Consider the following 23,905-nt stretch of genomic DNA (forward strand, 5'->3'; position numbering starts at 1 on the left):
CGGCTTTGGGAGTACGCTCGGCGCTATGGACAAGCGATAACCACATGTTGACCTTAAGGAGTTGTTCATGAACCCAATCACTGAGCACGGTTGCTTGTATTCAGCTGAAGATAAAACACTGACTGCAGCGTGCAAACGCTTACTACAACAACAAAGCTTCTCGACCCAAAATCAACTGCGAGAGAAACTCGTCGATATTGGCTATACCGGTATCAGCCAATCGACCGTATCTCGTATTTTGTCACAGCTTGGTGTTGTCAAAATTCAGAATGCTTGCGGTAAAAAGGTTTACTGCATCACGGTTGAAAGTGCACCGGTTCGTGTCGATGCATCCATCTCATCGCAAATCGAATTCATCACTCATAACCAAGCGATGGTCATCGTAAAAACTCATCCAGGTTGTGCTCAATTAGTCGCAAGATTAGTCGATATCGACCCACATACTGAGATTATCGGCACCGTTGGCGGTAATGATACCGTGCTTATTATTCCAAAAGATACGATGAATATTGATGCTTGCGAACAAGTAGTAAAAGCACGCTTGGGTGTAGCTTAAATGTCTCTTTTACAAAGGCAAGTCACTCAAGTTGAATTGCAGCTCCCCACTCGATTACCCAATAAAATCGCTATCCCGCCTTAGGGGATATTTGTTTGCCGATGAAACTAATAGCAAACTATTACGGTCTGATTGAGTTAAGATACCTTCAACTCCATTTTGATGACTAAATAGTATGCGACGACTTGCCACATTACTTTTTGTTTGTGTTTCCCTATTCACCCAGCCTGCGTGGGCGCTATTTGGGAACGACAACGCCGAGCCAAGCTTCGGAGGCAATAACAATGGTTTTGTCCCTGTAGACCAAGCTTTCCCTTTCAATTACTACCAGCAAGACGACAAAGTCCTTCTCGACTGGCAAGTAAAAGAGGGCTACTACCTCTATCAACATAGCCTCTCGTTCACCGGGCAAAATCTCGCTATCGGTAATGTTGAATTAGAAGATGGTAAGCCGCACCAAGATGAATTCTTCGGTGAGGTGAGCATTTATACTCAGCCGTTATTCGTGCAAGTTCCTCTGCAGAGTTACCAAGATGGCTCACAGCTGATCGTTAAGTATCAAGGCTGTGCGGACGCAGGGTTCTGCTACCCACCAGAGACTCGTATCATCGACATTGAACCTTTCACAGCAACAGGTTCTGCTAATTCGCAAGGTAGTGACTCACAAGCTTCATCTTCTGCTGGCAACGAAACCGATGTTTCTACGCAACCAACATCTCCGAAAGCAGACGTTGTAAGTAACACGACTCAACAGCCAAATGCCCCTGTTTCAAAAGAAGCTGGCTTAGCCGATAAGCTCGGTGACAGTTGGTGGACCCCTCTATTATTCTTAGCACTCGGTGTTGGTTTAGCCTTTACGCCGTGTGTGCTGCCTATGTATCCGATTCTAACGGGTATCGTTTTAGGTGGTGGCAAACTCAGCCAAGGTCGCGCGCTGATGCTGTCCTTTATTTACGTGCAAGGCATGGCGTTAACCTACACCTTATTAGGTTTAGTGGTTGCTTCAGCAGGCATGCAATTCCAAGCCGCTATGCAGCACCCTTACGTGCTGATCGCGCTGAGTGTTCTGTTCGTGGCGTTAGCAATGTCGATGTTTGGCGTTTATAACCTGCAACTGCCAAACAGCATTCAAACTTGGCTCAACAATCAAAGCAATAAGCAGCAAGGTGGCAATACCTTGGGCGTATTCGCAATGGGTGCGATCTCTGGTTTAGTGTGTTCACCTTGTACCACGGCGCCATTGTCAGGCGCGCTGCTGTATGTGGCTCAGAGTGGCGACCTATTTACCGGTGCGATTGCTCTGTATGCATTAGCCATGGGTATGGGTATCCCACTGATTTTAGTGGCAGTGTTTGGTAATAAGCTATTGCCTAAAGCGGGCAGCTGGATGGACAAGGTGAAGATCGTATTCGGCTTTATCTTGCTGGCAGCACCTATCTTCCTGCTAGAGCGCATCATTCCTGAATTGTGGGCAACCGTGCTTTGGTCTGGCCTTGGCTTCATCGCCTTTGGTTGGCTGTACCATAGCAAGAATGCACTGCCATTCGGCGGCTGGAAGCAGAGTGCGGTAGGCATCATCGCGATGCTTGGCCTGTTCGCATCAGCTCAACCTGCGCTCAATTACTGGTTTGCAGAAAAGAGCGTGACGGTAGAACAACACATCCAATTTGCACGCATCAACACGGTTGAAGAACTAGAAATCCAGCTCATCGAAGCGAAGAAACTCGGTAAGCCTGTGATGCTCGACTTCTACGCCGATTGGTGTGTGGCGTGTAAAGAGTTCGAGAAGTACACCTTCCATCAAGCTGATGTGGAAAACAAGCTTTCTGACTTTGTACTGCTACAAGCCGATGTAACGAGAAACATGCCTCAAGACATTGAACTGCTTAAACAATTACAGGTACTTGGCTTACCGACGATTGAGTTCTGGGATGGCGAGGGTAACCATGTTCCAAATGCTCGTGTAACCGGTTTTATGCCTGCTGATGTATTCTTAAAACACATGCAAAACCACCAGCTATAACGGCAATATTCACTAAAATATAAGCCGAATCGAAAGCCGCACCGCCCCTCCGTAACGAGATGGCAGTGCGGCTTTTTTGCTATTCAGAGTAACGCTTTCTTATTCCGGGGATAAAAGTCGATATGGTTCAGACTTTTAATGCATAGATATTGTCCACATACTCAATCAGGATGATAATAAATATTAACTAAATTGTTAAAAGTATGAACGTCATGGACTCGACCTATACCATCATCATTGCTGATGACCACCCTCTCTTTCGCAACGCCCTGTTTCAGTCAGTTCATATGGCGATCAGTGGTGCGAACCTGCTTGAGGCCGATTCTCTCGATGCCTTACTGACTCTGCTAAAGAAAGAAGGCGAGCCGGATCTATTACTGCTCGATCTGAAAATGCCGGGCGCCAATGGCATGTCAGGCTTAATTCAACTGCGCGCTGAATACCCAGATCTACCGATTGTGGTGGTTTCTGCCAGTGAAGATGCCAGCGTGGTCACTCAGGTGAAGAGCCACGGTGCGTTTGGCTTTATTCCTAAGTCGAGTGATATGCGTGAGTTGGTGAGTGCACTGAATCAAGTGCTGAATGGCGACCCGTTCTTCCCTGAAGGGCTTATCACCAATAATGCAGCGTGTAGCGACCTTGCAGAAAAGATTTCCACACTGACGCCTCAGCAATACAAGGTATTAGGGATGCTTTCTGACGGCTTGCTTAACAAGCAAATCGCGTATGAATTGAATGTTTCGGAAGCGACCATCAAAGCACATATGACGGCCATCTTCCGTAAACTGGATGTGAAAAATCGTACTCAAGCGGTTATCTTGCTACAAGAAGTCCACAATTAAGCTTCACTGATATCCTCTTCTAAAGTCGTCTTAGGTAAACATAAACCCAACCTGACGACTTTATGATCATCTATCTCTGCAACCACCCAAGTGATGTCATGCCACTCAAAGCTATCACCCAATACAGAGTGTGCGCCAAGCTCTTGAGCAACCAATTGTTTTAGCGTCATTTCTCGCTCTTCTTCCGAGCCAAGTTCAATACCATAACAATCACTCACTGCCGCAACTGATAGCTCAACATCCAAGAAGAAGTCACCAAAGAATCGTGCCGCCTCTTCTGCTAGAGGCGCCTCACTGAACAACGAACTTAAGCTGTCCAAATCTTTGTCTTGACCAAGCACACATAAGATATCGTTCGCCTCTAACACGGTGCTGCCTGATGGGTGAAGCATGGCATCTTGTCGAAACACTGCCGCAATGCGCGTCCCTTCTGGCATAGATAAGCGTTTAAGCGGCTCGCCGACACACCACTTCTCGTCTTTCAATTTGTAAACAAACATCTCCCACTCACTGGTCGGATAAATCTCCATACCGGTACGAGAAATCGGTGTTGGCGTCGGTGGTAAAGTCACTTGAGCGAGTCTTGCAACTTTCATCAAGCTACCGCCTTGAACAATCAGCGAAACCATAACCACGAAGAAGGCGATATTGAAATACAGCTGAGCATTGGGCAGGCCTGCCATCATCGGGAACACCGCCAGAATGATCGGTACCGCGCCGCGTAGACCGACCCAAGAAACAAACCAGCGCTCTTTGGTGGAAAAGCTTCTGAACGGCAGTAAACCCAACCAAACCGACAGCGGACGAGCAAACAAAATCATACCGAAGGCCAGTGCCAGCGCAGGCAGAGCAATGTCCATCAACGTTGATGGCGTCACCAATAAACCCAATACCAAGAACATCACGATCTGGCTTAGCCACGTCATGCCATCAAGAACATTAAGAATAGAGTGTCGAGAGCGCGTCGGACGATTACCAATGAACAAGCCCACTAGGTAAATCGATAAGATGCCGCTGCCGCCAAGCATGTTAGAGAACGCAAACAGCGCCACGCCCCCACTGAGTACCAGAATGGAATAAAGGCCATCAGCCAATTGTACTCGATTGATTAAGCTCCATAGAACCCAGCCGCCGCCAATACCAACAAGAGTACCGATACCAAACTGCATCGCAAAACTTTGCAGTAGGAAGTTCATTCCCATCTCAGCGTCAGGGTTACCTAACAGCGCAATTAAGGTCACCGTCAGGAAGACCGCCATTGGGTCGTTAGTGCCCGATTCGATCTCTAGGGTTGAGCCAACACGCTCATTGAGACTCTGTCCTTTCAGCAAAGAGAATACCGCTGCCGCATCGGTTGAACCAACAATCGCCCCGACCAAGATGCCCTGCATTAATGACAAGTCAAACAGCCAAGCCGCCATTAATCCGGTTAAGGTTGCTGTACATGCGACACCTATCGTCGCCAGCGAGAGCGAAGGCCAGAAAGCGACCTTGAAGCTCGCCACCTTGGTTCGCATACCGCCATCCAACAGAATCACGGCAAGCGCAAGGTTACTCACCAAGTAGGTCAGTGAGTAATCATCGAAATGAATATTACCGGGTCCATCTTCACCCGCTAACATACCAACGAATAAAAAGATCAAAAGAATCGGAACGCCCAATCGTGAGGACACTTGTGAGAAAAGCACACTGATGGCGATGAGCACCGCACCAGTTAAAAATAAGTGGTTGATAGTTATTGCGTCCAATTCGTTCCCCCAAAGAATAAAACTCAAGATATAAGCATGTTGATCTTCTGCCGTTTAGCAAGGCACGGTCGGTGAAAGTGCCGTTGTTACTATAACAAACTTATGTTTCGCTTCGTGTCATAAGCAGGGCTAAATACCGTTTCTCGGTCATTTAGTTGTTAAATTTTATGACTCGCAATCTAATTCATCCCTTTTTGTTAGACCTTTGGCTAATTTAACAACATTGTAACATCACATTTTTCTATGGTTATGTCTCCTAGCTCCCATATTTCAGTACATTAGCGCTAATACCATCCCGACTAAAGTTGCACAGATCCCTTGACTTATCCTTGCTACATTCTAAATCGTAACATTACGTTAACACGCTATTTTACAAAACGGTTTCACAAAAACAGTTTCTACGAAAACGGAATAAAGGAGAAGGCAATGGCGTTCGAATCTACGGAACATGCTCAAGCCTACTGGAAGGAAAACTTGGGAATTATGGGAACACTGCTCGCGGTCTGGTTTGCGGTGTCTTACGGCGCTGGCATCTTATTTGTGGATGCCCTCAATACCGTTCAGTTTGGCGGGTTCAAGCTAGGATTTTGGTTCGCTCAGCAAGGTTCGATATACACCTTCGTGGCGCTGATATTTATTTACGTTGTCCGCATGAATGCGCTCGACAAAAAATACAACGTACAGGAAGACTAGAGGCTAGAACATGGATATTCAAACTTGGACGTTTATTCTCGTCGGTATTACTTTCGCGGTATATATCGGCATCGCAATCTGGGCTCGTGCAGGGTCTACTAGTGAGTTCTACGTTGCTGGCGGTGGTGTACACCCAGTAGCAAACGGCATGGCGACCGCCGCTGACTGGATGTCGGCAGCATCATTCATCTCAATGGCAGGTATCATCTCATTCGTTGGTTACGACGGTGCGGTTTACCTAATGGGTTGGACAGGTGGTTATGTACTACTTGCGCTATGTTTAGCACCTTACCTACGTAAGTTCGGTCAGTTTACGGTTCCTGATTTCATCGGTGAGCGTTACTACTCGAAAACGGCACGTATGGTAGCGGTATTCTGTGCAATCTTCGTATCGTTTACGTACGTTGCAGGCCAGATGCGTGGTGTGGGCGTTGTATTCTCTCGTTTCCTAGAAGTTGATATTAACCTAGGCATCATCATTGGTATGGGTATTGTGTTCTTCTACGCAGTACTAGGTGGCATGAAAGGCATCACTTATACGCAGGTAGCTCAATTCTGTGTCCTCATTTTCGCCTTCCTTGTTCCAGCAATCTTTACCTCAATCATGATGACAGGTAACCCACTTCCACAAGTTGGTATGGGCTCTACGCTATCAGGCACAGATGTTTACCTTCTTGATAAACTGGATGGACTGACCGAAGAACTCGGATTTACCGCCTATACCGAAGGTAACAAGAGCATGGTAGATGTATTCTTCATCTGTGCGGCTCTAATGGTCGGTACTGCGGGTCTTCCACACGTAATCATTCGTTTCTTCACGGTACCAAAAGTACGTGATGCTCGTATCTCAGCGGGTTGGGCACTACTGTTCATCTCATTGCTATACACAACAGCACCAGGCGTTGCAGCATTCGCTCGTGTAAACATGATCGAAACAATCAACGGCCCTGACATGCAAGGTGTCGCTGCAGCGGACGCACCAAGCTGGTACAAAAACTGGGAAAGCACTGGCCTAGTAGGTTGGGAAGATAAGAACGGCGATGGCAAAATGTTCTACTCGGGCGATGAGCGCAACGAGATGAAGATTAACCGTGACATCATCGTACTGGCTTCTCCAGAGCTAGCGAAACTACCAAACTGGGTTGTAGCACTGCTTGCAGCCGGTGGCCTAGCAGCCGCACTATCAACAGCCGCGGGTCTACTATTGGTCATCTCAACGTCGATTTCACATGACTTGTTGAAGAAAGGCTTCAGACCAAACATGACCGACAAGCAGGAGCTGTTAGCCGCTCGTCTGGCAGCCATGGTCGCGATTGTCGGTGCCGGTTACTTAGGTATTAACCCACCAGGCTTTGTAGCACAGGTAGTAGCGTTTGCCTTCGGCTTAGCCGCAGCATCCTTCTTCCCAGCGATTATCCTAGGTATCTTCTACAAGAAGATGAACAAGGAAGGCGCAATTGCAGGTATGTTGTCAGGTATTGCCTTCACAGCAAGCTACATCATCTACTTCAAGTTCATTAACCCAGCAGCAAGCACACCTGAAAACTGGTGGTTTGGTATCAGCCCAGAAGGCATCGGTACGCTAGGTATGTGTCTAAACTTCGTAGTATCGATTGCTGTAAACAAAGTAACTGCTGAAGTACCACAAGATGTACAAGATATGGTTGAGAACATCCGTTACCCGAAAGGTGCAGGTGAAGCTCACGACCACTAAGCACGACCATTAAACAAAGATGTTTAGCAAAAAATGAATCAGTACTTACATTGTAGGGATTAGGTACTGACTCCAGAAAGCCGATACTTCGTGTATCGGCTTTTTCTTTTTCTGCTCACTTTATAAAAAGATAAACAAAGGGTTGTTTTTAAAATTTTATTTGATAATAATTATCATTAGCATCCAATAAAGAGATGCAGATGATGATGAAAGAGCAGCAGGTTCTCTATTCGAGATTTTACAAAGCACAGGATCGCTTTGCTTCATTAGAACAAGTTCAAGGCCATGAGCCGTTTGTAATTCGAGAGTATATCGAGTGTGCACTGACGCTTTCGGCTTACTATGAAAAGCATGCCGCTCAAGAAAACATCTTGTTGTGCGAGCTGTATCTACGCCAAGTTTTCTTTCATTTGATTGAAGCGATTGAGTCTCCTCAGCGCAGTTTCGCCTTTCGTCATATCTGCCTAGACTCTATTCACTCACCACTATTTTATTTGAAGCGCCACTACTGCCAGCAACCTCAAGGCCAAGCGCGTTTTTTGAATCTCAGCCAAACACTAAAACAAGTCCAAGCCCCACTTGGCTAACAAGGATAGAACATGACCCTACAATTTCGGATTGAAAAAGACAGCATGGGCGAAGTGAAAGTCCCTGCCGATGCGCTATACCAAGCACAAACTCAGCGTGCAGCGGATAACTTCGCGTTTAGCTCTCACAAGATGCCGACCAGTTTTATTCAAGCACTGGCGTTAATTAAACAGGCAGCGGCAGATACCAATGCTCAGTTAGGTCTACTGGAAGGTGATATTGCCAACGCGATAGCCGAAGCCAGCCAAGAGATCATTGAGGGTAAACACCTCGATCAATTCCCTATCGATGTCTACCAAACCGGTTCAGGTACCAGTTCCAACATGAATGCCAATGAAGTGATTGCTACGCTTGCCTCAAGAAGCTTGCAAGGCGACGTGAACCCCAATGATCACGTCAACATGGGCCAAAGCAGTAACGATGTGGTGCCAACCGCAATTCAAGTGAGCGTTGCTTTGATGGCTGAAAATAAGCTATTACCTGCATTAACTCACCTTTCTGAAGCACTCACCATCAAACAACAGGAACTTGCGGAGGTCGTGAAGACCGGCCGCACTCATCTAATGGATGCGATGCCAATGACCTTTGCTCAAGAGCTAGGTGGTTGGAAATTTCAGATAGAACACGTTAAGCAAGCAATAGAGAACACCCTGCCCGCTATCAAGGCTTTAGCACAAGGTGGTACTGCGGTTGGAACAGGGATCAATGCTGACCCACGCTTTGCCGATAAGTTTGCGAGTAACCTGTCTCAATCGACAAAGATCAGTTTTAGCTCGAGTGAAAACTTCTTTTTTAGCCTCAGCAGTCAAGACGCGATCGTTGCGCTGTCAGGTCAGCTTAAAACTGCAGCAGTTGCGATCCTCAAGATCTCAAACGATCTTCGCTGGATGAACTCAGGCCCGCTGGCTGGCTTAGGGGAAATTGAGTTACAAGCGCTGCAACCGGGCTCGTCTATCATGCCAGGAAAGGTCAACCCTGTGATTGGTTACCTAAAAGCAGCAGATATTGCCAAGAAGGCCTACAAAGAAGGCTTACCGATTCTTGATGTGGCAGAAAGAGAAACCGATCTTAGCCGAGAAGAACTCAGCAAACTGCTCAATCCGACCACACTGACACAGGGTGGTATTGCTGGTTAGCTAGTTATCTAGTTATCTAGTTATCTAGTTATCTAGTTAGTTAAAAAGCGAATAGGCATTAACAATCCTTACTGAAACAAAAAAGGCCTCATCCGAGGCCTTTTTTACATCCGTTCATTAATTAGAAATTCGAGCTGATTATTCTTAACTAACTCACCCGATTTAGAACCGCTCTTAATTTTAGCGGTTTCACGGGCTTAGCGATAAAGCTGAAGCTATTGGCTTTTATCGCTGTCAGCATGTCATCGGTTCTATCAGCACTGATGATGACCCCTTCAAAAGAATCCCCAAGACGTAAACGACACTGCTGCAGGACTTCGAGTCCAGTTCGACCATTATCCAAACGATAATCAGAGAAAATCACATCAGGCTGCCAACCATCATCTAGGCACTTCAAGCTTTCAACTAGATCAACGGCTGTCTTAACCTCACAACCCCAACGACCAATCAAGTTCTCCATACCGACTAAAATCTCTCGTTCATTATCGACACACAATATTTTCAAGTGCTCGATATCACTGGTCGCCATTGGCGTCGAAGCTTGTACAACCGGAGCCACCTTTTCAGCTCTCGCTAAGGTGATGGAAAAGACACTGCCTTGACCCGGCCATGAACGCATCGATATTTGATGACCAAGCACATGGGCAATACCTTTGGAGATGGCTAATCCTAGCCCTAACCCCTGATCAGCACGCACTTGGCTACCACGAGTAAATTCTTCGAAGATCTCTTGCTGCTTGTCTTCATCGATACCGGTTCCGTTATCCCACACATCGATTCGAACCTGACCATTTACTCGTCTCGCACCAAGTACCACTTTTCCTTCAGGGTTATAGCGAAACGCATTAGTTAAAAAGTTCTGAATCACACGTCTTAATAACTTAGGATCAGAATGAATGAACAATGACGACGGGATCATTTGAAACTGGATTTTTTGTTGTATCGCTAAAGCGCTAAATTCCGCATTCAAATTGGTTAGTACATCATGCACGGCAATCGCATGAATGTTGGTTTCTAACTTGCCCGACTCCAAGCGCGAGATATCCAACAAATCACCAATCAGATCTTCAGCCGCACCAAGCGCACTCTCGATGTGAGATGAAAGCTGTTTGACCTCTTGTTCTTTTGCGACCTCAGATAGCGAAGAAGCAAACAAACGAGCAGCATTTAATGGCTGCATCAAATCGTGACTCACAGCCGCAAGAAAACGACTCTTGGATTGTGATTCTTGATCCGAAATCTGAGTTGCTTTTACCAAGCGATGGTTAAGCTTCTCGAGTTCTTGAGTTCGTTCATGAACTCTCGATTCCAAGCTTTCGTTAGCATCTTTTAGCGCTTGCTCTGCTTGTCGGAATACCGTGATGTCGGTAAAGCTCATCACAAAGCCACCACTTGGCATCGGGTTACCTTGCACTTCAATCACTCGACCATCAGGACGAATACGAGAAGAAGTATGTCGGGTGCCTTGTTCAAGGTGATAAACACGGCGGCGAACGTGATCTTCCGGGTCGCCAGGACCACACAAACCTTGCTCAGCATTATGACGAATCACATCTGAAATGGGTCGACCAACCTGAATCAAGCCAGCAGGGAACTCAAACAGTTCTAAGTAACGTTGATTCCACGCCACCAGCCTCATTTGTTTGTCGATTACTGCAATACCTTGGCCAATATGTTCAATCGCACCTTGCAGTAAACCACGACTGAAGTCGTACAGCTCAGAAGCTTCATCAACGATAGTCGCAACCTCTTCAAGCTGCATGTTTCTGCCTTGTAAAGCAGAAGTGAGTACTAACTTAGCAGACGAAGCACCAAACACCCCAGCAAGCACGCGCTCTGCGTGTCGAATCAGACTTGCAGGCGCTTGTTGATTAGGAAGCAGCGGCTGACCGTGTTGTTGCCAATAGCTGTGTAAGGCACTTTTGGCACGCTTACGGCCTACAAAACGCGACGCCAGCATCTCTAATTCAGCGACCGTCACTCGGTTCTGGTAAAGGCTGATATTCTCGTTTTCAGGCAGCGGCGTGCCAACAAATGCTGCTGATTGTAAGCGCTCACTTAGGCTTGGGCGAGTCGTCATCGAAACCACGGCATAGCACAAGGTATTAAGTACAATACTCAGCACAATGCCCCAGTTTGAACTGCTGATATTCCAGCTACTGAGCAGTTCTGGCGGCGTGATAATCCACAGTAAAAGGTTACTTTCACTGTCGCCAGCCAACATGCTGGTTTGGCTCATCAAGGTAATCAGCCAAATCAACGAGCCCACCATTAAGCCGACATACACGCCCTTGCGGTTACCCGGGCGCCAGTACAAACCACCAATAAGTGCTGGCGCGAATTGAGCAATCGCAGCAAAGGAAAGAAAGCCAATCGCTGACAGTGAATGGATGGTATCGAGCGCCTGATAAAACAGCCAAGCACCCAGTAACAGCAGTAAAATTAGCCCGCGGCGAATCACCAATAGCAGGCCAGAAAAGTGTCGATGGGTTCTTTGAGTTAGGCGCATACGGCGCAGTAACAATGGCATCACTAAATCATTCGACACCATGATCGCCAAGGCGATGGTCGACACTATCACCATGCCACTTGCCGCAGACGTACCACCAAGGAAAGCCAGCAAGGCAATGTGATTAGCGCCTTCTGACATTGGCACACTGATCACATAGGTATCCGCTGGCATACCAGTAAGTAGTCCTTGTCCTGCCCAAGCAATTGGCAGCACGAACAGTCCCATCAAAATCAGGTAAAGCGGAAACAACCAACGAGCGGTATGCAGGTCTTGAGGACGTTCGTTCTCTACCACCATGGTATGGAACTGGCGTGGCAGACAGACAATCGCCAACATGGTCAAAACGGTATGAATAATTAAGGTCGGAATATTGGGTGATTCGTAGGTGGAAGCCGCCACATCAAGCAAGTCGATCTTGTCGCTGCTCATCGCCAGATACATGATGAATAGGCCAACGATCAGGAATGCCGCGAGCTTAACGATGGATTCAAACGCCACCGCCATCATCATGCCACGGTGATGCTCTGTGTTATCAATGTGTCTTGTACCAAACAGCATGGTGAAAATAGCCAAAGCACCGACCACAAACCAAGACACATGATAGTCCTGATAACCGAAGTCAGCCGCTAGGTTGGGTGCAACAATATCCAACCCCATGGTAATACCACGCAGTTGCAGAGCAATATAAGGAAGGATACCAACCACGGCGATAACCGTCACCGCCACCGCTAAGCCCTGAGATTTTCCATAACGAGCCGCGATAAAGTCGGCAATGGAGGTGATATGTTCCCGCTTCGCAATCAGGATCAGCCGCGCCAAGATCCGCCAGCCTAGTGTAAAGACTAGAATCGGGGCGAGGTAAATGGGTAAAAAAGACCAAGGGTTGTTACTCGCCTGCCCGACCGTTCCATAGAAGGTCCAAGAGGTACAATACACGGCAATCGAAAGGCTATAGATCCACGGGCGCCAACGCGATAGCCAACGAACCTGCCTGTCTCCATACCAAGCGATCAGAAATAACACGCCCAAGTAGGCTAAAGAGACTGGAATTACTATCCATCCTTGCATTGAAAACCCTTTTTCATCCATAAAAAAACCTCTCCATAAGGGAGAGGTTTCATTTAACTAAGGATGGGTGATTAACTCAATCGCATCGCTTAAATTCTGTGCTTTAGACTCTAATTATCAGCATTTGCTGTGAGATTCTGACTGTTCCGAATCTGATTGATTAATCTCAACCACTGAACTTCTTTCATCCAACTTAATGAACAGAGCAAGTGCACCCATTGCAGCCATGCCCCAGAAGATATTTGCGCCCCAAAGCTCATAACCCCAACCACTTAAGGTGGTCATCAGTGCAATAAAGGCACCTAATGGAATCGCGTTATACAGGGCTTGTAGCGCAACCATCTTGTTTTGTTCTTCAGATTGGATGTATTGAATCGCGGCGATGTGTGCCATGGCAAATGTCACACCGTGCAGCAACTGCACCATCACCAGTGCAAAAATCGCCGTGGTTGATGCGGTAATACCCCAACGCGCCATCACCCCAATAGCCGCGACGACAAACAAAGTACGCAGTGACCAGCCTGAGAATAATCGCTTACTCAGAGCAAATACGGCCACTTCAGCAACAACACCCAAACTCCACAAATAACCGATGATAGCTTCTGAGTGACCCGCTTCTTTCCAATAAATCGCACTAAAACTGTAGTAAGCCGCATGACTACCTTGCAGCAGCGCCATCAAGGCTAAAAACTTTACCACTGACGACTCACGCAGCAGTTCACCTAGTTTTGGTCGCGCCGCTTGTTGCTCAGATTGTGTTACTGGCATCACATTGGGGTTTCTCATCGCAAGAATCAATGACAGCAACACACCGGCAAGCGCAGTATACAAAATCATGTCGGTGCCGAATTGTGCCACCAAATAGCCAACAACCGTTGAACCTGCGATAAAGGCAATTGATCCCCAAAGACGAGTTCGGCCGTAGTCGAGCATTTTCAAACGACTGTAATGGTTAGCCATCGCATCAGAAAGAGGAATGATCGGCCCACAACAGAGGTTAAACAGTACCGTTGCCAACAACATCAGTATAAAGCTGCCACCGGTGAAGAGGTGGAAACCGACAAACAGCAGCGCAGCGAAACTCAAACAGCGTAGCGCTGGCATCAAGTGTTCCACTTTATGGATACGCGGCGTAATCACTAAGTTGGCCACACAACGAGTCGCAAAGCCGATACCAATCAATACGCCAATATCACCAGCAGACACGCCTTGGTCTTCAAACCACAACGCCCAAAATGGCAAATACACGCCATACGCAAAAAAGAAACCAAGAAAATACTGAGAGATCCAGCCATAGGGTGAAGGGCTAAACATAAATGACCTATAAAGTGTGCGGAAAAAGGCAGCACCAATTATGCCTATCTCGCATACGATGAAAAAGGGAATTATTACTGGGATAGTATTCCCATATTCAATGGGTCTGGATATCGCATTTCAACAAGAGATTTCACGCTCATCAATACTCATACTCGCATTTAGACTAAAGTCGTCTGGAGCTTCGCTGGTATTTTGTCAGACTGATTAAAGACTCCCATTTCTTCTTGTGATGCTTATGCCTGACAAATTTAATATGCAGCACCCGCCCTTCGATAGCCTGTCCGACGCCGAACAGTTGAAGCTTCGCTCTTCATTAGACGTGGTGTATTACCGCTCTCAAGAAGTGATACTGGAAGCTGAAAGGCCGAGCCGACACCTGCATATTTTGATCAAAGGAGCTGTTGAAGAGCGCGCGAGCAGTGATGGTGAGATTTACGCACACTATGCCAATGACGATATTTTTGATGTCCGCAGCCAGTTTGAACCCCACACAAAACACCAATATATCGCACTCGAAGATACATTAAGTTATCTGCTGCCCACCGATATTTTTCTTGAGCTTTACCACGCCAATGGCCAATTCGCTGCCTACTTTGATAGCAACCTATCAACACGAAAAGCTTTGATAGAAGCCGCCCAGCAGCAACAGAATCTTGCCGAGTTTATATTAACCAAAGTGGATGACTCTATCTATCACCCACCACTGATACTTGAACCAAACCAACCGATCAACCAAGTCACTCAAACCCTTAAAGAACAAGGGTTAGACTCGGCCCTAGTCCATTTGGAACATAATGATCCAAAAGCTTTTGGATCATCATATTCCTTGCCGTATGGAATCGTCACTCGAACCAATTTATTGCATGCTGTGATGCTCGATAATTTCACACTGGATGCGCCTGTCGGTGAGATCGCAACGTTTCCGGTGATGCACGTGAACCAAGGCGATTTCTTATTTAACGCCATGATTACCATGACCAGAAATCGAGTAAAAAGGTTGATGGTTTGTGATGGTAAAAATGCGGTCGGCATGGTGGATATGACACAGATTCTCAGTGCATTCTCCACACACTCCCACGTTCTTACTTTGCGTATTGCGCGCGCCACCAGCGTTGAAGAATTGGCAATGGCATCCAACAAACAACGTCAACTGGTCGAGAGCTTGCTCAGTAATGGGATTCGCACACGCTTTATCATGGAGCTGATTTCTGCGGTCAACGAACAGATCATAGAGAAGGCTTTTGAGTTGGTGATCCCACCTGCACTGCATAATCATTGCTGCCTAATCGTGTTGGGTTCTGAGGGGCGTGGAGAGCAAATTCTCAAAACCGATCAAGACAACGCTCTGATTATTCAAGATGGTTTGGAATGGCATCAATGCCAAAGTGCCATGAACGACCTCACCCATACCCTTCAACAATTGGGTTACCCACTGTGCCCGGGCAACGTAATGGTCAACAATCCGAAATGGGTGCATTCAGAACAAGAGTGGAAACAAACCCTCACCCATTGGGTAAAAAAAGCCACGCCAGACACCGTGATGGATATCGCGATCATGGCAGATGCACACGCAGTAGCGGGGAATAGAGAGTTATTAAAACCTGTAAAGCAGCACCTCAGTGATTTAATGCTCGGACAAGAATTGATTCTGACGGAGTTCTGCCGCCCGGCGCTGAACTTCTCAGTTCCCCTGACCCTGTTTGGTAATGTGAAGCAATCTAAGTCCGGACTCGATATCAAACAAGGCGGTATTTTCCCTATCGTGCATGGTGTGAGAGCGCTTTGCCTAGAACATGGTGTCACGGTCAACAACACCTTCGAACGCATTGAGCAGCTGGTCAGCAAGAAAGTATTAGAGCAAAGTACTGCCGATAATCTCAGTGAAGCACTCAAGCAATTCTTTAAGTGGCGCTTAGCCCAAAGGCTTTCTCAGCAGCACAGCAGCAACAAGATTAACGTCAAACTGATGGAACGAGCAGACAGGGATCTGCTTCGTCATAGCCTGCACGTGGTGAAGAAATTCAAGCAATGGCTCGGCTACCACTATCAGATACGGGATTAGGCATTGAACGATGAATAGGTTGGTTCGCTATTACTGGCATCACAAGCTCAAAGGCTCCCTCTATCAGCCTCTGTTTACTGCGCCTATTGATCATGAATATGTATCGCTCGATTGTGAAACCACCAGCCTAGATCCCAATCAGGCAGAATTAGTTACCATTGCCGCGACCAAGATCATCGGTAACCGAATCATTACCAGCCAACCTTTTGAAGTCCGGTTGCGCGCCCCCCAATCGCTCGATTGCAATTCAATAAAAATCCACCGTATCCGTCATCAAGATCTAAAGCACGGCATCGAAGAAAAACAGGCTTTAATCGAGCTACTGAACTTCATTGGAAATCGTCCTTTAGTCGGCTATCACATCCGCTATGATAAAAAAATTCTCGACCGCGCCTGTTTAAAACAGCTTGGATTTCCACTGCCTAACCGATTAGTCGAAGTGAGCCAACTCTATCAAGACAAACTCGAAAGACAGCTGCCCAATGCCTATTTTGATCTCAGTATGGACGCCATCTGTCGCCAACTCGATTTACCTATCCCGGTCAATAAACATGATGCATTACAAGACGCTATCTCCGCTGCGCTGATCTTTGTGCGCCTGAAACATGGTGACCTTCCCCGTTTCAACTCTTCTTATTCTTAATTCAACCACTGGCGCTTCACATAGAGAGCAACATCTCAAAATTGAACTTAACTCGCTATTTTGTAAGTGAAAAGCAGCGTCTCATCCTAAAGTCTAATTGTGGAAATCGCCGTCCTAGCCGAGAGTGATAACACAAAGACGGTTCTGTAATAGACCTAGAAACTGAACACAAAGGAAGTTGCCAGTTCATTAGGAATGTAGGCACAAGGAGAGATGCAATGAGTGAAGCCCACGTTTATCCGGTAAAAGAAAATATTAAATCAACCACACACGCGGATAATGACACTTACCTAGCCATGTACCAGCAATCTGTTTCTGACCCTGAAGGCTTTTGGGGTGAACACGGAAAAATCGTTGATTGGATCAAACCTTTCACACAAGTAAAAAACACCTCTTTCGACCCTGGCCACATTGATATTCGCTGGTTTGAAGATGGCACGCTTAACGTTTCGGCTAACTGTATCGACCGCCACCTTGCTGAGCGCGGTGATGAAGTCGCTATCATCTGGGAAGGCGATGACCCGGCAGATGATAAAACTCTAACTTTTAATGAACTGCATAAAGAAGTGTGCCTGTTTTCGAATGCTCTAAAAGAGCAAGGCGTGCGCAAAGGTGATGTGGTTTGTTTATACATGCCAATGGTGCCAGAAGCGGCAGTAGCCATGCTGGCGTGTACCCGTATCGGTGCGGTTCACACAGTCGTATTTGGTGGTTTCTCACCAGAAGCACTGTCTGGTCGTATTATCGATTCAAATTCTAAAGTCGTTATCACTGCCGATGAAGGCGTGCGTGGCGGCCGTGCTGTTCCACTGAAAAAGAATGTCGATGAAGCACTGACGAACCCTGAAGTGAAAAACATCGAGAAGGTTGTTGTATTCAAACGCACTGGCGGTGATGTGGCATGGCACGAACATCGCGATGTGTGGTGGCACGATGCTATTGCTAATGTATCTGCAGATTGCCCACCAGAAGAGATGAACGCAGAAGATCCACTATTCATCCTTTATACGTCAGGCTCAACAGGTAAACCTAAAGGCGTTATGCACACCACAGGTGGCTACCTTGTTTATGCTGCGATGACCTTCAAATACGTATTCGATTACCAAGAAGGCGAGACTTTCTGGTGTACAGCCGATGTGGGTTGGATTACCGGTCACACATATCTTGTTTACGGACCGCTTGCTAATGGCGCAAAAACGATTCTGTTTGAAGGCGTGCCAAATTACCCGAACACCAGCCGCATGAGCGAAGTGGTCGATAAGCACCAAGTTAATATTCTTTATACGGCGCCAACGGCTATTCGTGCATTGATGGCGAAAGGCAATGAAGCCGTTGAAGGTACTTCTCGTGACAGCCTAAGAATCATGGGCTCAGTGGGTGAACCTATCAACCCAGAGGCGTGGGAGTGGTACTACAAAACAATCGGTAATGAGCAATCTCCAATTGTTGATACATGGTGGCAAACAGAAACGGGCGGTATCTTGATTGCACCGCTACCAGGCGCAACAGACCTGAAACCGGGCTCTGCAACTCGTCCATTCTTCGGTGTGCAACCGGCACTGGTTGATAACATGGGTAACATCATTGAGGGTGCAACAGACGGCAACCTAGTGATTCTTGACTCTTGGCCAGGCCAAATGCGTACCGTTCATGGCGATCATGACCGCTTCGAACAGACTTACTTCTCGACCTTTAAAGGCATGTACTTCACCAGTGACGGCGCTCGTCGTGATGAAGACGGTTACTACTGGATTACGGGGCGTGTCGATGATGTACTTAACGTATCAGGTCACCGTATGGGTACTGCTGAGATTGAATCGGCTCTAGTCGCGTTCGATAAGATTGCAGAAGCCGCGATTGTGGGCATCCCTCATGATATTAAAGGCCAAGCGATTTACGCTTACATCACGCTGAATGATGGTGAGTTCCCAACCGCAGAGCTTCATAAAGAAGTAAAAGACTGGGTACGTAAAGAGATTGGCCCAATTGCAACGCCAGATGTACTGCACTGGACCGACTCTCTACCAAAAACTCGTTCGGGTAAAATCATGCGTCGTATCCTGCGTAAAATCGCGACTGGCGATACAGGTAACCTAGGTGATACCTCGACACTGGCCGACCCAAGTGTGGTTGATAAGCTGATTGCCGAGAAAGCAGAACTGGCATAAGCAACCAGTCACAGCAGCTAATCACTGTTTAAAACAGCACTTTCTAAACCGTCACCTATGTGGCGGTTTTTTTATGGCTGATCTTGATCTCAAATATCCCGCCCCAAATTAAGGCTAAGACGCTTTTTTGTTAAGTTGGTAACAATTCCAAGCTGTATCAATAGGAGATTAGACCAGTAAATTGCTGCGATTTGCGCTGAATTAGCTATAATCTGGTTCTAATTTTTAAATTTGGGTTTTTCTCACTGGAAATTAACCGCAAATTTTCAATAAAATGGCAACATTCACGTTCGTAAACACGATAAAGGAAGATAGCCCCACGATGTCTACAAAGTTTCGCATTCTAGTTTTAAATGGCCCAAACCTTAACCTGTTAGGCCTTAGAGAGCCCGCACACTACGGTTCTCAAACACTTGACCAGATTATTAGCTCACTGACCGAGCAAGCGAAAGCACACGATGTTGAGCTATCTCACTTACAGTCAAATCGTGAGTATGAACTGATTGAAGCTATCCATAGTGCTTATCAAAATGTTGATTTTATTATTATCAACCCAGCAGCCTTTACACATACCAGTGTGGCACTGCGTGATGCACTACTTGGCGTTGCCATACCATTTATTGAGGTTCATCTATCGAATGTTCACGCGCGTGAACCATTCCGTCACCACTCTTACCTATCTGATAAAGCAGAAGGTGTGATTTGTGGCTTAGGTGCCCAAGGTTATCAATTTGCTTTGACCGCTGCGCTCAGCAAGCTCAACTCAAAGTAAACATAAACAACGAACTATTACTAACCTACTCAGTCATAGAGTAAGTTCAATTAACAGATAAAGAGAAAGAAACAATGGATATTCGCAAAATCAAAAAGCTAATCGAATTGGTTGAAGAGTCTGGTATTTCTGAGCTAGAAATCTCTGAAGGTGAAGAGTCAGTACGAATCAGTCGTAACAGCACTGCACCTGTAGCACCTGTTCAATATGCAGCTGCTCCAGCACCTGTAGCGGCAGCAGCTCCTGCGGCGGCACCTGTAGCAGCAGAAGCAGCAGCTCCTGCAGTTCCAGCTGGTCACCAAGTTCTTTCTCCAATGGTTGGTACTTTCTACGGCGCTCCAAGCCCAGACGCAAAACCATTCGTTAAAGTTGGTCAATCTGTAACTGCTGGCGAAACGCTATGTATCGTTGAAGCAATGAAAATGATGAACCAAATCGAAGCTGATAAATCTGGTGTTGTAACAGCTATCCTAGTTGAAGACGGTCAACCAGTAGAATTCGACCAAGCTCTAGTAATTATCGAATAATAGAGAGCACTCATTATGTTAGATAAATTAGTAATCGCGAACCGTGGTGAGATTGCACTACGTATTCTGCGTGCATGTAAAGAGCTTGGCATTAAAACGGTAGCGGTTCACTCAACTGCTGACCGTGACCTTAAGCACGTACTGCTTGCAGACGAAACCATTTGTATCGGTCCAGCTCGTGGTATCGATAGCTACCTAAACATCCCTCGTATCATCAGCGCAGCTGAAGTTACAGGTGCAGTAGCTGTTCACCCTGGCTACGGCTTCCTATCTGAAAATGCAGACTTTGCAGAACAGGTAGAGCGCAGTGGCTTTATCTTCGTTGGCCCTAAAGCTGAAACCATTCGCATGATGGGTGACAAAGTGTCAGCTATCACGTCAATGAAGAAAGCTGGCGTACCTTGTGTACCAGGTTCTGACGGCCCTCTTGACGACGACGAAGCAAAAAACAAAGCGCACGCTAAACGCATTGGCTTCCCAGTTATCATCAAGGCATCTGGCGGCGGCGGCGGTCGTGGTATGCGTGTTGTTCGTTCTGAAGCAGAATTAACAGAAGCTATCGCGATGACTCGTGCTGAAGCAAAAGCATGTTTCAACAACGACATGGTTTACATGGAGAAATTCCTAGAAAACCCACGTCACATTGAAGTACAAGTGCTTGCAGATGGCCAAGGTAATGCTATCCACCTAGGTGAGCGTGACTGTTCAATGCAACGTCGTCACCAGAAAGTTGTGGAAGAAGCGCCAGCTCCAGGTATCACTGAAGAGATGCGTAAGTACATTGGCGAACGTTGTACTCGTGCATGTATTGAGATCGGTTACCGCGGTGCAGGTACATTTGAATTCCTATACGAGAACGGTGAATTCTACTTCATCGAAATGAACACTCGTATCCAGGTTGAACACACGATTACTGAAATGGTAACGGGTATCGACCTAGTGAAAGAACAGCTACGTATTGCAGCTGGTCAGCCTCTATCATTCACTCAGGATGACATTAAGCTGCGTGGCCACTCAATCGAATGTCGTATCAATGCTGAAGATCCAGTTCGTTTCCTACCTTCACCAGGTAAGATTGAACGTTTCCACGCACCAGGCGGCATGGGCGTACGTTGGGAATCTCACATCTACACGGGTTACACAGTGCCACCACACTACGATTCAATGATTGGTAAGCTGATCACTTACGGTGAGAACCGTGATGTTGCTATCGCTCGTATGAAGAACGCATTGGGTGAAATGATTGTTGAAGGTATTAACGTTAATACTGAGCTTCAACTGTCTATTATGAACGACGAAAACTTCCAACACGGTGGTGCAAACATCCACTACCTTGAGAAGAAACTTGGTTTGTCATAATCCGTTCGTTTAAGAACAGTCAAAATGCTCACTTCGGTGAGCATTTTTGTTTTTGAACCGCCGAAAAAATCAATCTTTAATCCCCATTATATTCCGTGGGGTTTTGGTGAATTTGCTCATATTTTCTGCTAGACTCGCCATCCAATTTTTCTCATATAGAAGATGCAGCCATGCCTTGGATTCAAATCAAGCTTAATGCTACCAATGAAAATGCCGAACAAATCGGCGACATGTTAATGGAAGAGACTGGTGCTCTTTCTGTAACTTTCCTGGATGCACAAGATACCCCTGTATTTGAGCCTCTGCCAGGCGAAACTCGCCTTTGGGGTGATACTGACATTCTCGCGCTTTACGACGCTGAGACTGATACTGGTGTCGTTCTAGCGCAGATTAAAGCAAGCAACATGTTCCCTGCAGACTTTGCTCATAAAGTAGAGCAAATTGAAGACAAGGATTGGGAGCGTGAATGGATGGACAACTTCCACCCAATGAAGTTTGGTGAGCGTTTATGGATCTGCCCTAGCTGGCGCGATATCCCTGAACCTGACGCTGTTAACGTAATGCTAGACCCTGGCCTTGCATTTGGTACAGGTACTCACCCGACAACGGCATTGTGTCTTGAGTGGCTTGAAGGCTTAGACCTTGCAGGCAAAACCGTGATCGACTTCGGTTGTGGCTCAGGCATCCTAGCGATCGCTGCGATCAAACTAGGCGCAGCAAAAGTTATCGGGATCGACATTGATCCTCAAGCTCTGCTTGCATCAAAAGACAACGCACAACGCAATGGCGTTGCTGAGCAACTAGAGGTGTTCTTGCCACAAGATCAACCGGAAGGTTTGCTAGCAGACGTTGTTGTTGCCAACATTCTTGCGGGTCCATTACGCGACCTTTCTGGCATCATCAAGGGCCTAGTTAAGCCAAATGGTGTACTTGCGATGTCGGGTGTTTTAGATACACAAGCAGAAGATGTTGCCACTTATTATCGTGATGAGCTTCACATTGATCCGATCATCGAACAACAAGAATGGTGTCGAATCTCAGGTCGCAAGCAAGGCTAGACAAGACTTTGGGCGCTAATTGACTGAAATTTAAACAAATTACAAAAACAAATTGTAAATGCTCAAATATTAGTCTTTTCACGCAGCGAAAAAATGCGTAAAATGCGCGCCCTTGCTGGTACAGAACTGTGATGACATTTTTGAAAATCGGAAATTATCAACTTAAGAACAATCTAATCGTCGCTCCTATGGCTGGCGTAACGGATAGACCATTCCGTGAGTTGTGTCTTCGCTACGGTGCGGGGATGGCAGTCAGTGAAATGATGTCCTCCAATCCGAAAGTTTGGAAAACGTCAAAGTCTCAGCAGCGTATGGTACATGAAGGCGAATCGGGCATTCGTTCAGTACAAATCGCTGGTGCAGATCCACAGCTTATGGCCGAGGCTGCTCAATTTAATGTCGATAACGGTGCGCAAATCATCGATATCAACATGGGTTGTCCAGCCAAAAAAGTGAATAAGAAGCTTGCGGGCTCAGCCTTACTGCAGCATCCAGAACTCATTGAAGACATTCTGAAAGCGGTGGTAAATGCTGTCGACGTTCCAGTAACGTTGAAAACGCGCACAGGCTGGGATACAGACAATAGAAACTGTGTCCAAATCGCGAAAATAGCCGAAGACTGCGGCATACAAGCTCTTGCGCTCCATGGAAGAACTCGCGCTTGTATGTACAAAGGTGAGGCAGAATACAAACACATTAAAGCAGCGAAACAAGCAGTATCTATTCCGGTTATCGCTAACGGTGATATCGATAGTCCGGAAAAAGCGAAGTTTGTGCTGGAGTACACCGGCGCTGATGCTTTAATGATAGGTCGACCTGCCCAAGGACGTCCTTGGATTTTTAACGAAATCCTACACTATTTGGAAAACGGCACCACGATGGACCCACTCCCGATTTCGGAAGTGAAAGACATCATGCTTGGTCATGTGCACGCTCTACATGAATTTTATGGAGAGTTTTTAGGCCCTCGCATCGCTCGTAAGCATGTGGGTTGGTATCTAAAAGAACATGAACAAGCGAGTGAGTTTCGCCGTACCTTCAACGCATTCGAAGCAGGTGATCTGCAGCTTGAAGCGCTAGAAGGTTTTTTTGATAACGTTGCACCATAATTACGAGAAG

Annotated in this window: 18 protein-coding genes; 15 read left to right on the forward strand and 3 right to left on the reverse strand. The window is 46.6% G+C overall.

Annotation, left to right across the window (positions count from 1 at the left end; all coding sequences use genetic code 11):
• The first annotated feature begins 67 nt into the window (after nucleotides 1–67).
• The 3 genes from AB4351_RS03565 to AB4351_RS03575 all read left to right on the forward strand — a co-directional run bounded on the left by AB4351_RS03565 (nucleotide 68) and on the right by AB4351_RS03575 (nucleotide 3,421).
• Entirely contained in the window at nucleotides 68–556 is a 489-nt protein-coding gene (locus AB4351_RS03565) for an arginine repressor (protein ID WP_017063664.1), read from the forward strand.
• Between the two features lie 175 nt (nucleotides 557–731).
• On the forward strand, nucleotides 732–2,579 hold the full coding sequence (locus tag AB4351_RS03570; protein WP_372125073.1) for a protein-disulfide reductase DsbD: 1,848 nt from the start codon (nucleotides 732–734) through the stop codon (nucleotides 2,577–2,579).
• 212 nt (nucleotides 2,580–2,791) lie between these two features.
• A complete protein-coding gene (locus AB4351_RS03575) occupies nucleotides 2,792–3,421 on the forward strand; it encodes a response regulator transcription factor (RefSeq protein ID WP_017062717.1) in 630 nt (209 codons plus the stop codon).
• Here the strand turns inward: AB4351_RS03575 and AB4351_RS03580 are convergent.
• Nucleotides 3,418–5,169, reverse strand: coding sequence for a potassium/proton antiporter (locus AB4351_RS03580; protein ID WP_136979831.1), 1,752 nt, complete (start codon nucleotides 5,167–5,169; stop codon nucleotides 3,418–3,420). The two genes, AB4351_RS03575 and AB4351_RS03580, sit on opposite strands and share 4 nt — an antisense overlap.
• Before the next feature lie 426 nt (nucleotides 5,170–5,595).
• Here AB4351_RS03580 and AB4351_RS03585 point away from each other — a divergent pair, with 426 nt between their 5' ends.
• The 4 genes from AB4351_RS03585 (at nucleotide 5,596) to AB4351_RS03600 (ending at nucleotide 9,300) form a co-directional block, all read left to right on the forward strand.
• A complete protein-coding gene (locus tag AB4351_RS03585) occupies nucleotides 5,596–5,862 on the forward strand; it encodes a DUF4212 domain-containing protein (protein ID WP_010435433.1) in 267 nt (88 codons plus the stop codon).
• 10 nt (nucleotides 5,863–5,872) lie between these two features.
• Nucleotides 5,873–7,576: a sodium:solute symporter family protein gene (locus AB4351_RS03590; RefSeq protein ID WP_017062715.1), complete on the forward strand. Its 1,704-nt coding sequence runs from the start codon at nucleotides 5,873–5,875 to the stop codon at nucleotides 7,574–7,576.
• A 200-nt stretch (nucleotides 7,577–7,776) separates the two neighbouring features.
• Complete coding sequence (locus AB4351_RS03595) at nucleotides 7,777–8,163, forward strand: hypothetical protein (RefSeq protein WP_017068852.1); 387 nt, start codon at nucleotides 7,777–7,779, stop codon at nucleotides 8,161–8,163.
• A 12-nt stretch (nucleotides 8,164–8,175) separates the two neighbouring features.
• On the forward strand, nucleotides 8,176–9,300 hold the full coding sequence (locus AB4351_RS03600) for a lyase family protein (protein WP_372125076.1): 1,125 nt from the start codon (nucleotides 8,176–8,178) through the stop codon (nucleotides 9,298–9,300).
• 148 nt (nucleotides 9,301–9,448) lie between these two features.
• Here AB4351_RS03600 and AB4351_RS03605 read toward each other — a convergent pair whose 3' ends face one another.
• Together AB4351_RS03605 and AB4351_RS03610 are read right to left on the reverse strand one after the other, a co-directional pair.
• Nucleotides 9,449–12,880, reverse strand: a complete 3,432-nt coding sequence (locus tag AB4351_RS03605) for a PAS-domain containing protein (protein WP_372125079.1) — start codon at nucleotides 12,878–12,880, stop codon at nucleotides 9,449–9,451.
• A gap of 117 nt (nucleotides 12,881–12,997) precedes the next feature.
• On the reverse strand, nucleotides 12,998–14,194 hold the full coding sequence (locus AB4351_RS03610) for a 3-phenylpropionate MFS transporter (RefSeq protein ID WP_372125082.1): 1,197 nt from the start codon (nucleotides 14,192–14,194) through the stop codon (nucleotides 12,998–13,000).
• A 232-nt stretch (nucleotides 14,195–14,426) separates the two neighbouring features.
• On the opposite strand from AB4351_RS03610, the gene AB4351_RS03615 reads away from it, so the two are divergent.
• The 8 genes from AB4351_RS03615 (at nucleotide 14,427) to dusB (ending at nucleotide 23,895) form a co-directional block, all read left to right on the forward strand.
• Nucleotides 14,427–16,259, forward strand: a complete 1,833-nt coding sequence (locus tag AB4351_RS03615) for a DUF294 nucleotidyltransferase-like domain-containing protein (protein WP_102333896.1) — start codon at nucleotides 14,427–14,429, stop codon at nucleotides 16,257–16,259.
• Nucleotides 16,260–16,269: 10 nt separating this feature from the next.
• On the forward strand, nucleotides 16,270–16,902 hold the full coding sequence (locus AB4351_RS03620) for a 3'-5' exonuclease (protein ID WP_017062708.1): 633 nt from the start codon (nucleotides 16,270–16,272) through the stop codon (nucleotides 16,900–16,902).
• A 218-nt stretch (nucleotides 16,903–17,120) separates the two neighbouring features.
• Entirely contained in the window at nucleotides 17,121–19,070 is a 1,950-nt protein-coding gene (gene acs, locus AB4351_RS03625; RefSeq protein ID WP_009844693.1) for an acetate--CoA ligase, read from the forward strand.
• Nucleotides 19,071–19,392: 322 nt separating this feature from the next.
• On the forward strand, nucleotides 19,393–19,842 hold the full coding sequence (gene aroQ / locus AB4351_RS03630) for a type II 3-dehydroquinate dehydratase (protein WP_010435475.1): 450 nt from the start codon (nucleotides 19,393–19,395) through the stop codon (nucleotides 19,840–19,842).
• 74 nt (nucleotides 19,843–19,916) lie between these two features.
• Nucleotides 19,917–20,369, forward strand: coding sequence for an acetyl-CoA carboxylase biotin carboxyl carrier protein (gene accB / locus AB4351_RS03635; RefSeq protein ID WP_017062707.1), 453 nt, complete (start codon nucleotides 19,917–19,919; stop codon nucleotides 20,367–20,369).
• A gap of 15 nt (nucleotides 20,370–20,384) precedes the next feature.
• Nucleotides 20,385–21,728, forward strand: a complete 1,344-nt coding sequence (gene accC, locus AB4351_RS03640) for an acetyl-CoA carboxylase biotin carboxylase subunit (protein ID WP_017062706.1) — start codon at nucleotides 20,385–20,387, stop codon at nucleotides 21,726–21,728.
• A 170-nt stretch (nucleotides 21,729–21,898) separates the two neighbouring features.
• The gene (gene prmA, locus AB4351_RS03645; protein ID WP_017055901.1) at nucleotides 21,899–22,786 is read left to right on the forward strand and encodes a 50S ribosomal protein L11 methyltransferase; all 888 of its coding nucleotides are present in this window, start codon (nucleotides 21,899–21,901) and stop codon (nucleotides 22,784–22,786) included.
• Between the two features lie 140 nt (nucleotides 22,787–22,926).
• The gene (gene dusB, locus AB4351_RS03650) at nucleotides 22,927–23,895 is read left to right on the forward strand and encodes a tRNA dihydrouridine synthase DusB (protein ID WP_032546269.1); all 969 of its coding nucleotides are present in this window, start codon (nucleotides 22,927–22,929) and stop codon (nucleotides 23,893–23,895) included.
• Nucleotides 23,896–23,905: the final 10 nt, after the last annotated feature.

Source organism: Vibrio sp. 10N.261.51.F11 (genome assembly GCF_041471665.1).
Classification (GTDB): domain Bacteria; phylum Pseudomonadota; class Gammaproteobacteria; order Enterobacterales; family Vibrionaceae; genus Vibrio; species Vibrio crassostreae_C.

Bases quoted from the DNA above. Each gene is read 5' to 3' on its own strand.
- AB4351_RS03565 (WP_017063664.1), top strand. From the start codon at position 68: ATGAACCCAATCACTGAGCACGGTTGCTTGTATTCAGCTGAAGATAAA.
- acs (WP_009844693.1), top strand. From the start codon at position 17,121: ATGAGTGAAGCCCACGTTTATCCGGTAAAAGAAAATATTAAATCAACC.
- prmA (WP_017055901.1), top strand. From the start codon at position 21,899: ATGCCTTGGATTCAAATCAAGCTTAATGCTACCAATGAAAATGCCGAA.
- AB4351_RS03610 (WP_372125082.1), bottom strand. From the start codon at position 14,194: ATGTTTAGCCCTTCACCCTATGGCTGGATCTCTCAGTATTTTCTTGGT.
- accC (WP_017062706.1), top strand. From the start codon at position 20,385: ATGTTAGATAAATTAGTAATCGCGAACCGTGGTGAGATTGCACTACGT.
- AB4351_RS03575 (WP_017062717.1), top strand. From the start codon at position 2,792: ATGGACTCGACCTATACCATCATCATTGCTGATGACCACCCTCTCTTT.
- AB4351_RS03620 (WP_017062708.1), top strand. From the start codon at position 16,270: ATGAATAGGTTGGTTCGCTATTACTGGCATCACAAGCTCAAAGGCTCC.
- AB4351_RS03585 (WP_010435433.1), top strand. From the start codon at position 5,596: ATGGCGTTCGAATCTACGGAACATGCTCAAGCCTACTGGAAGGAAAAC.
- AB4351_RS03600 (WP_372125076.1), top strand. From the start codon at position 8,176: ATGACCCTACAATTTCGGATTGAAAAAGACAGCATGGGCGAAGTGAAA.
- AB4351_RS03595 (WP_017068852.1), top strand. From the start codon at position 7,777: ATGATGATGAAAGAGCAGCAGGTTCTCTATTCGAGATTTTACAAAGCA.
- AB4351_RS03605 (WP_372125079.1), bottom strand. From the start codon at position 12,880: ATGCAAGGATGGATAGTAATTCCAGTCTCTTTAGCCTACTTGGGCGTG.
- AB4351_RS03590 (WP_017062715.1), top strand. From the start codon at position 5,873: ATGGATATTCAAACTTGGACGTTTATTCTCGTCGGTATTACTTTCGCG.
- aroQ (WP_010435475.1), top strand. From the start codon at position 19,393: ATGTCTACAAAGTTTCGCATTCTAGTTTTAAATGGCCCAAACCTTAAC.
- AB4351_RS03570 (WP_372125073.1), top strand. From the start codon at position 732: ATGCGACGACTTGCCACATTACTTTTTGTTTGTGTTTCCCTATTCACC.
- AB4351_RS03615 (WP_102333896.1), top strand. From the start codon at position 14,427: ATGCTTATGCCTGACAAATTTAATATGCAGCACCCGCCCTTCGATAGC.
- accB (WP_017062707.1), top strand. From the start codon at position 19,917: ATGGATATTCGCAAAATCAAAAAGCTAATCGAATTGGTTGAAGAGTCT.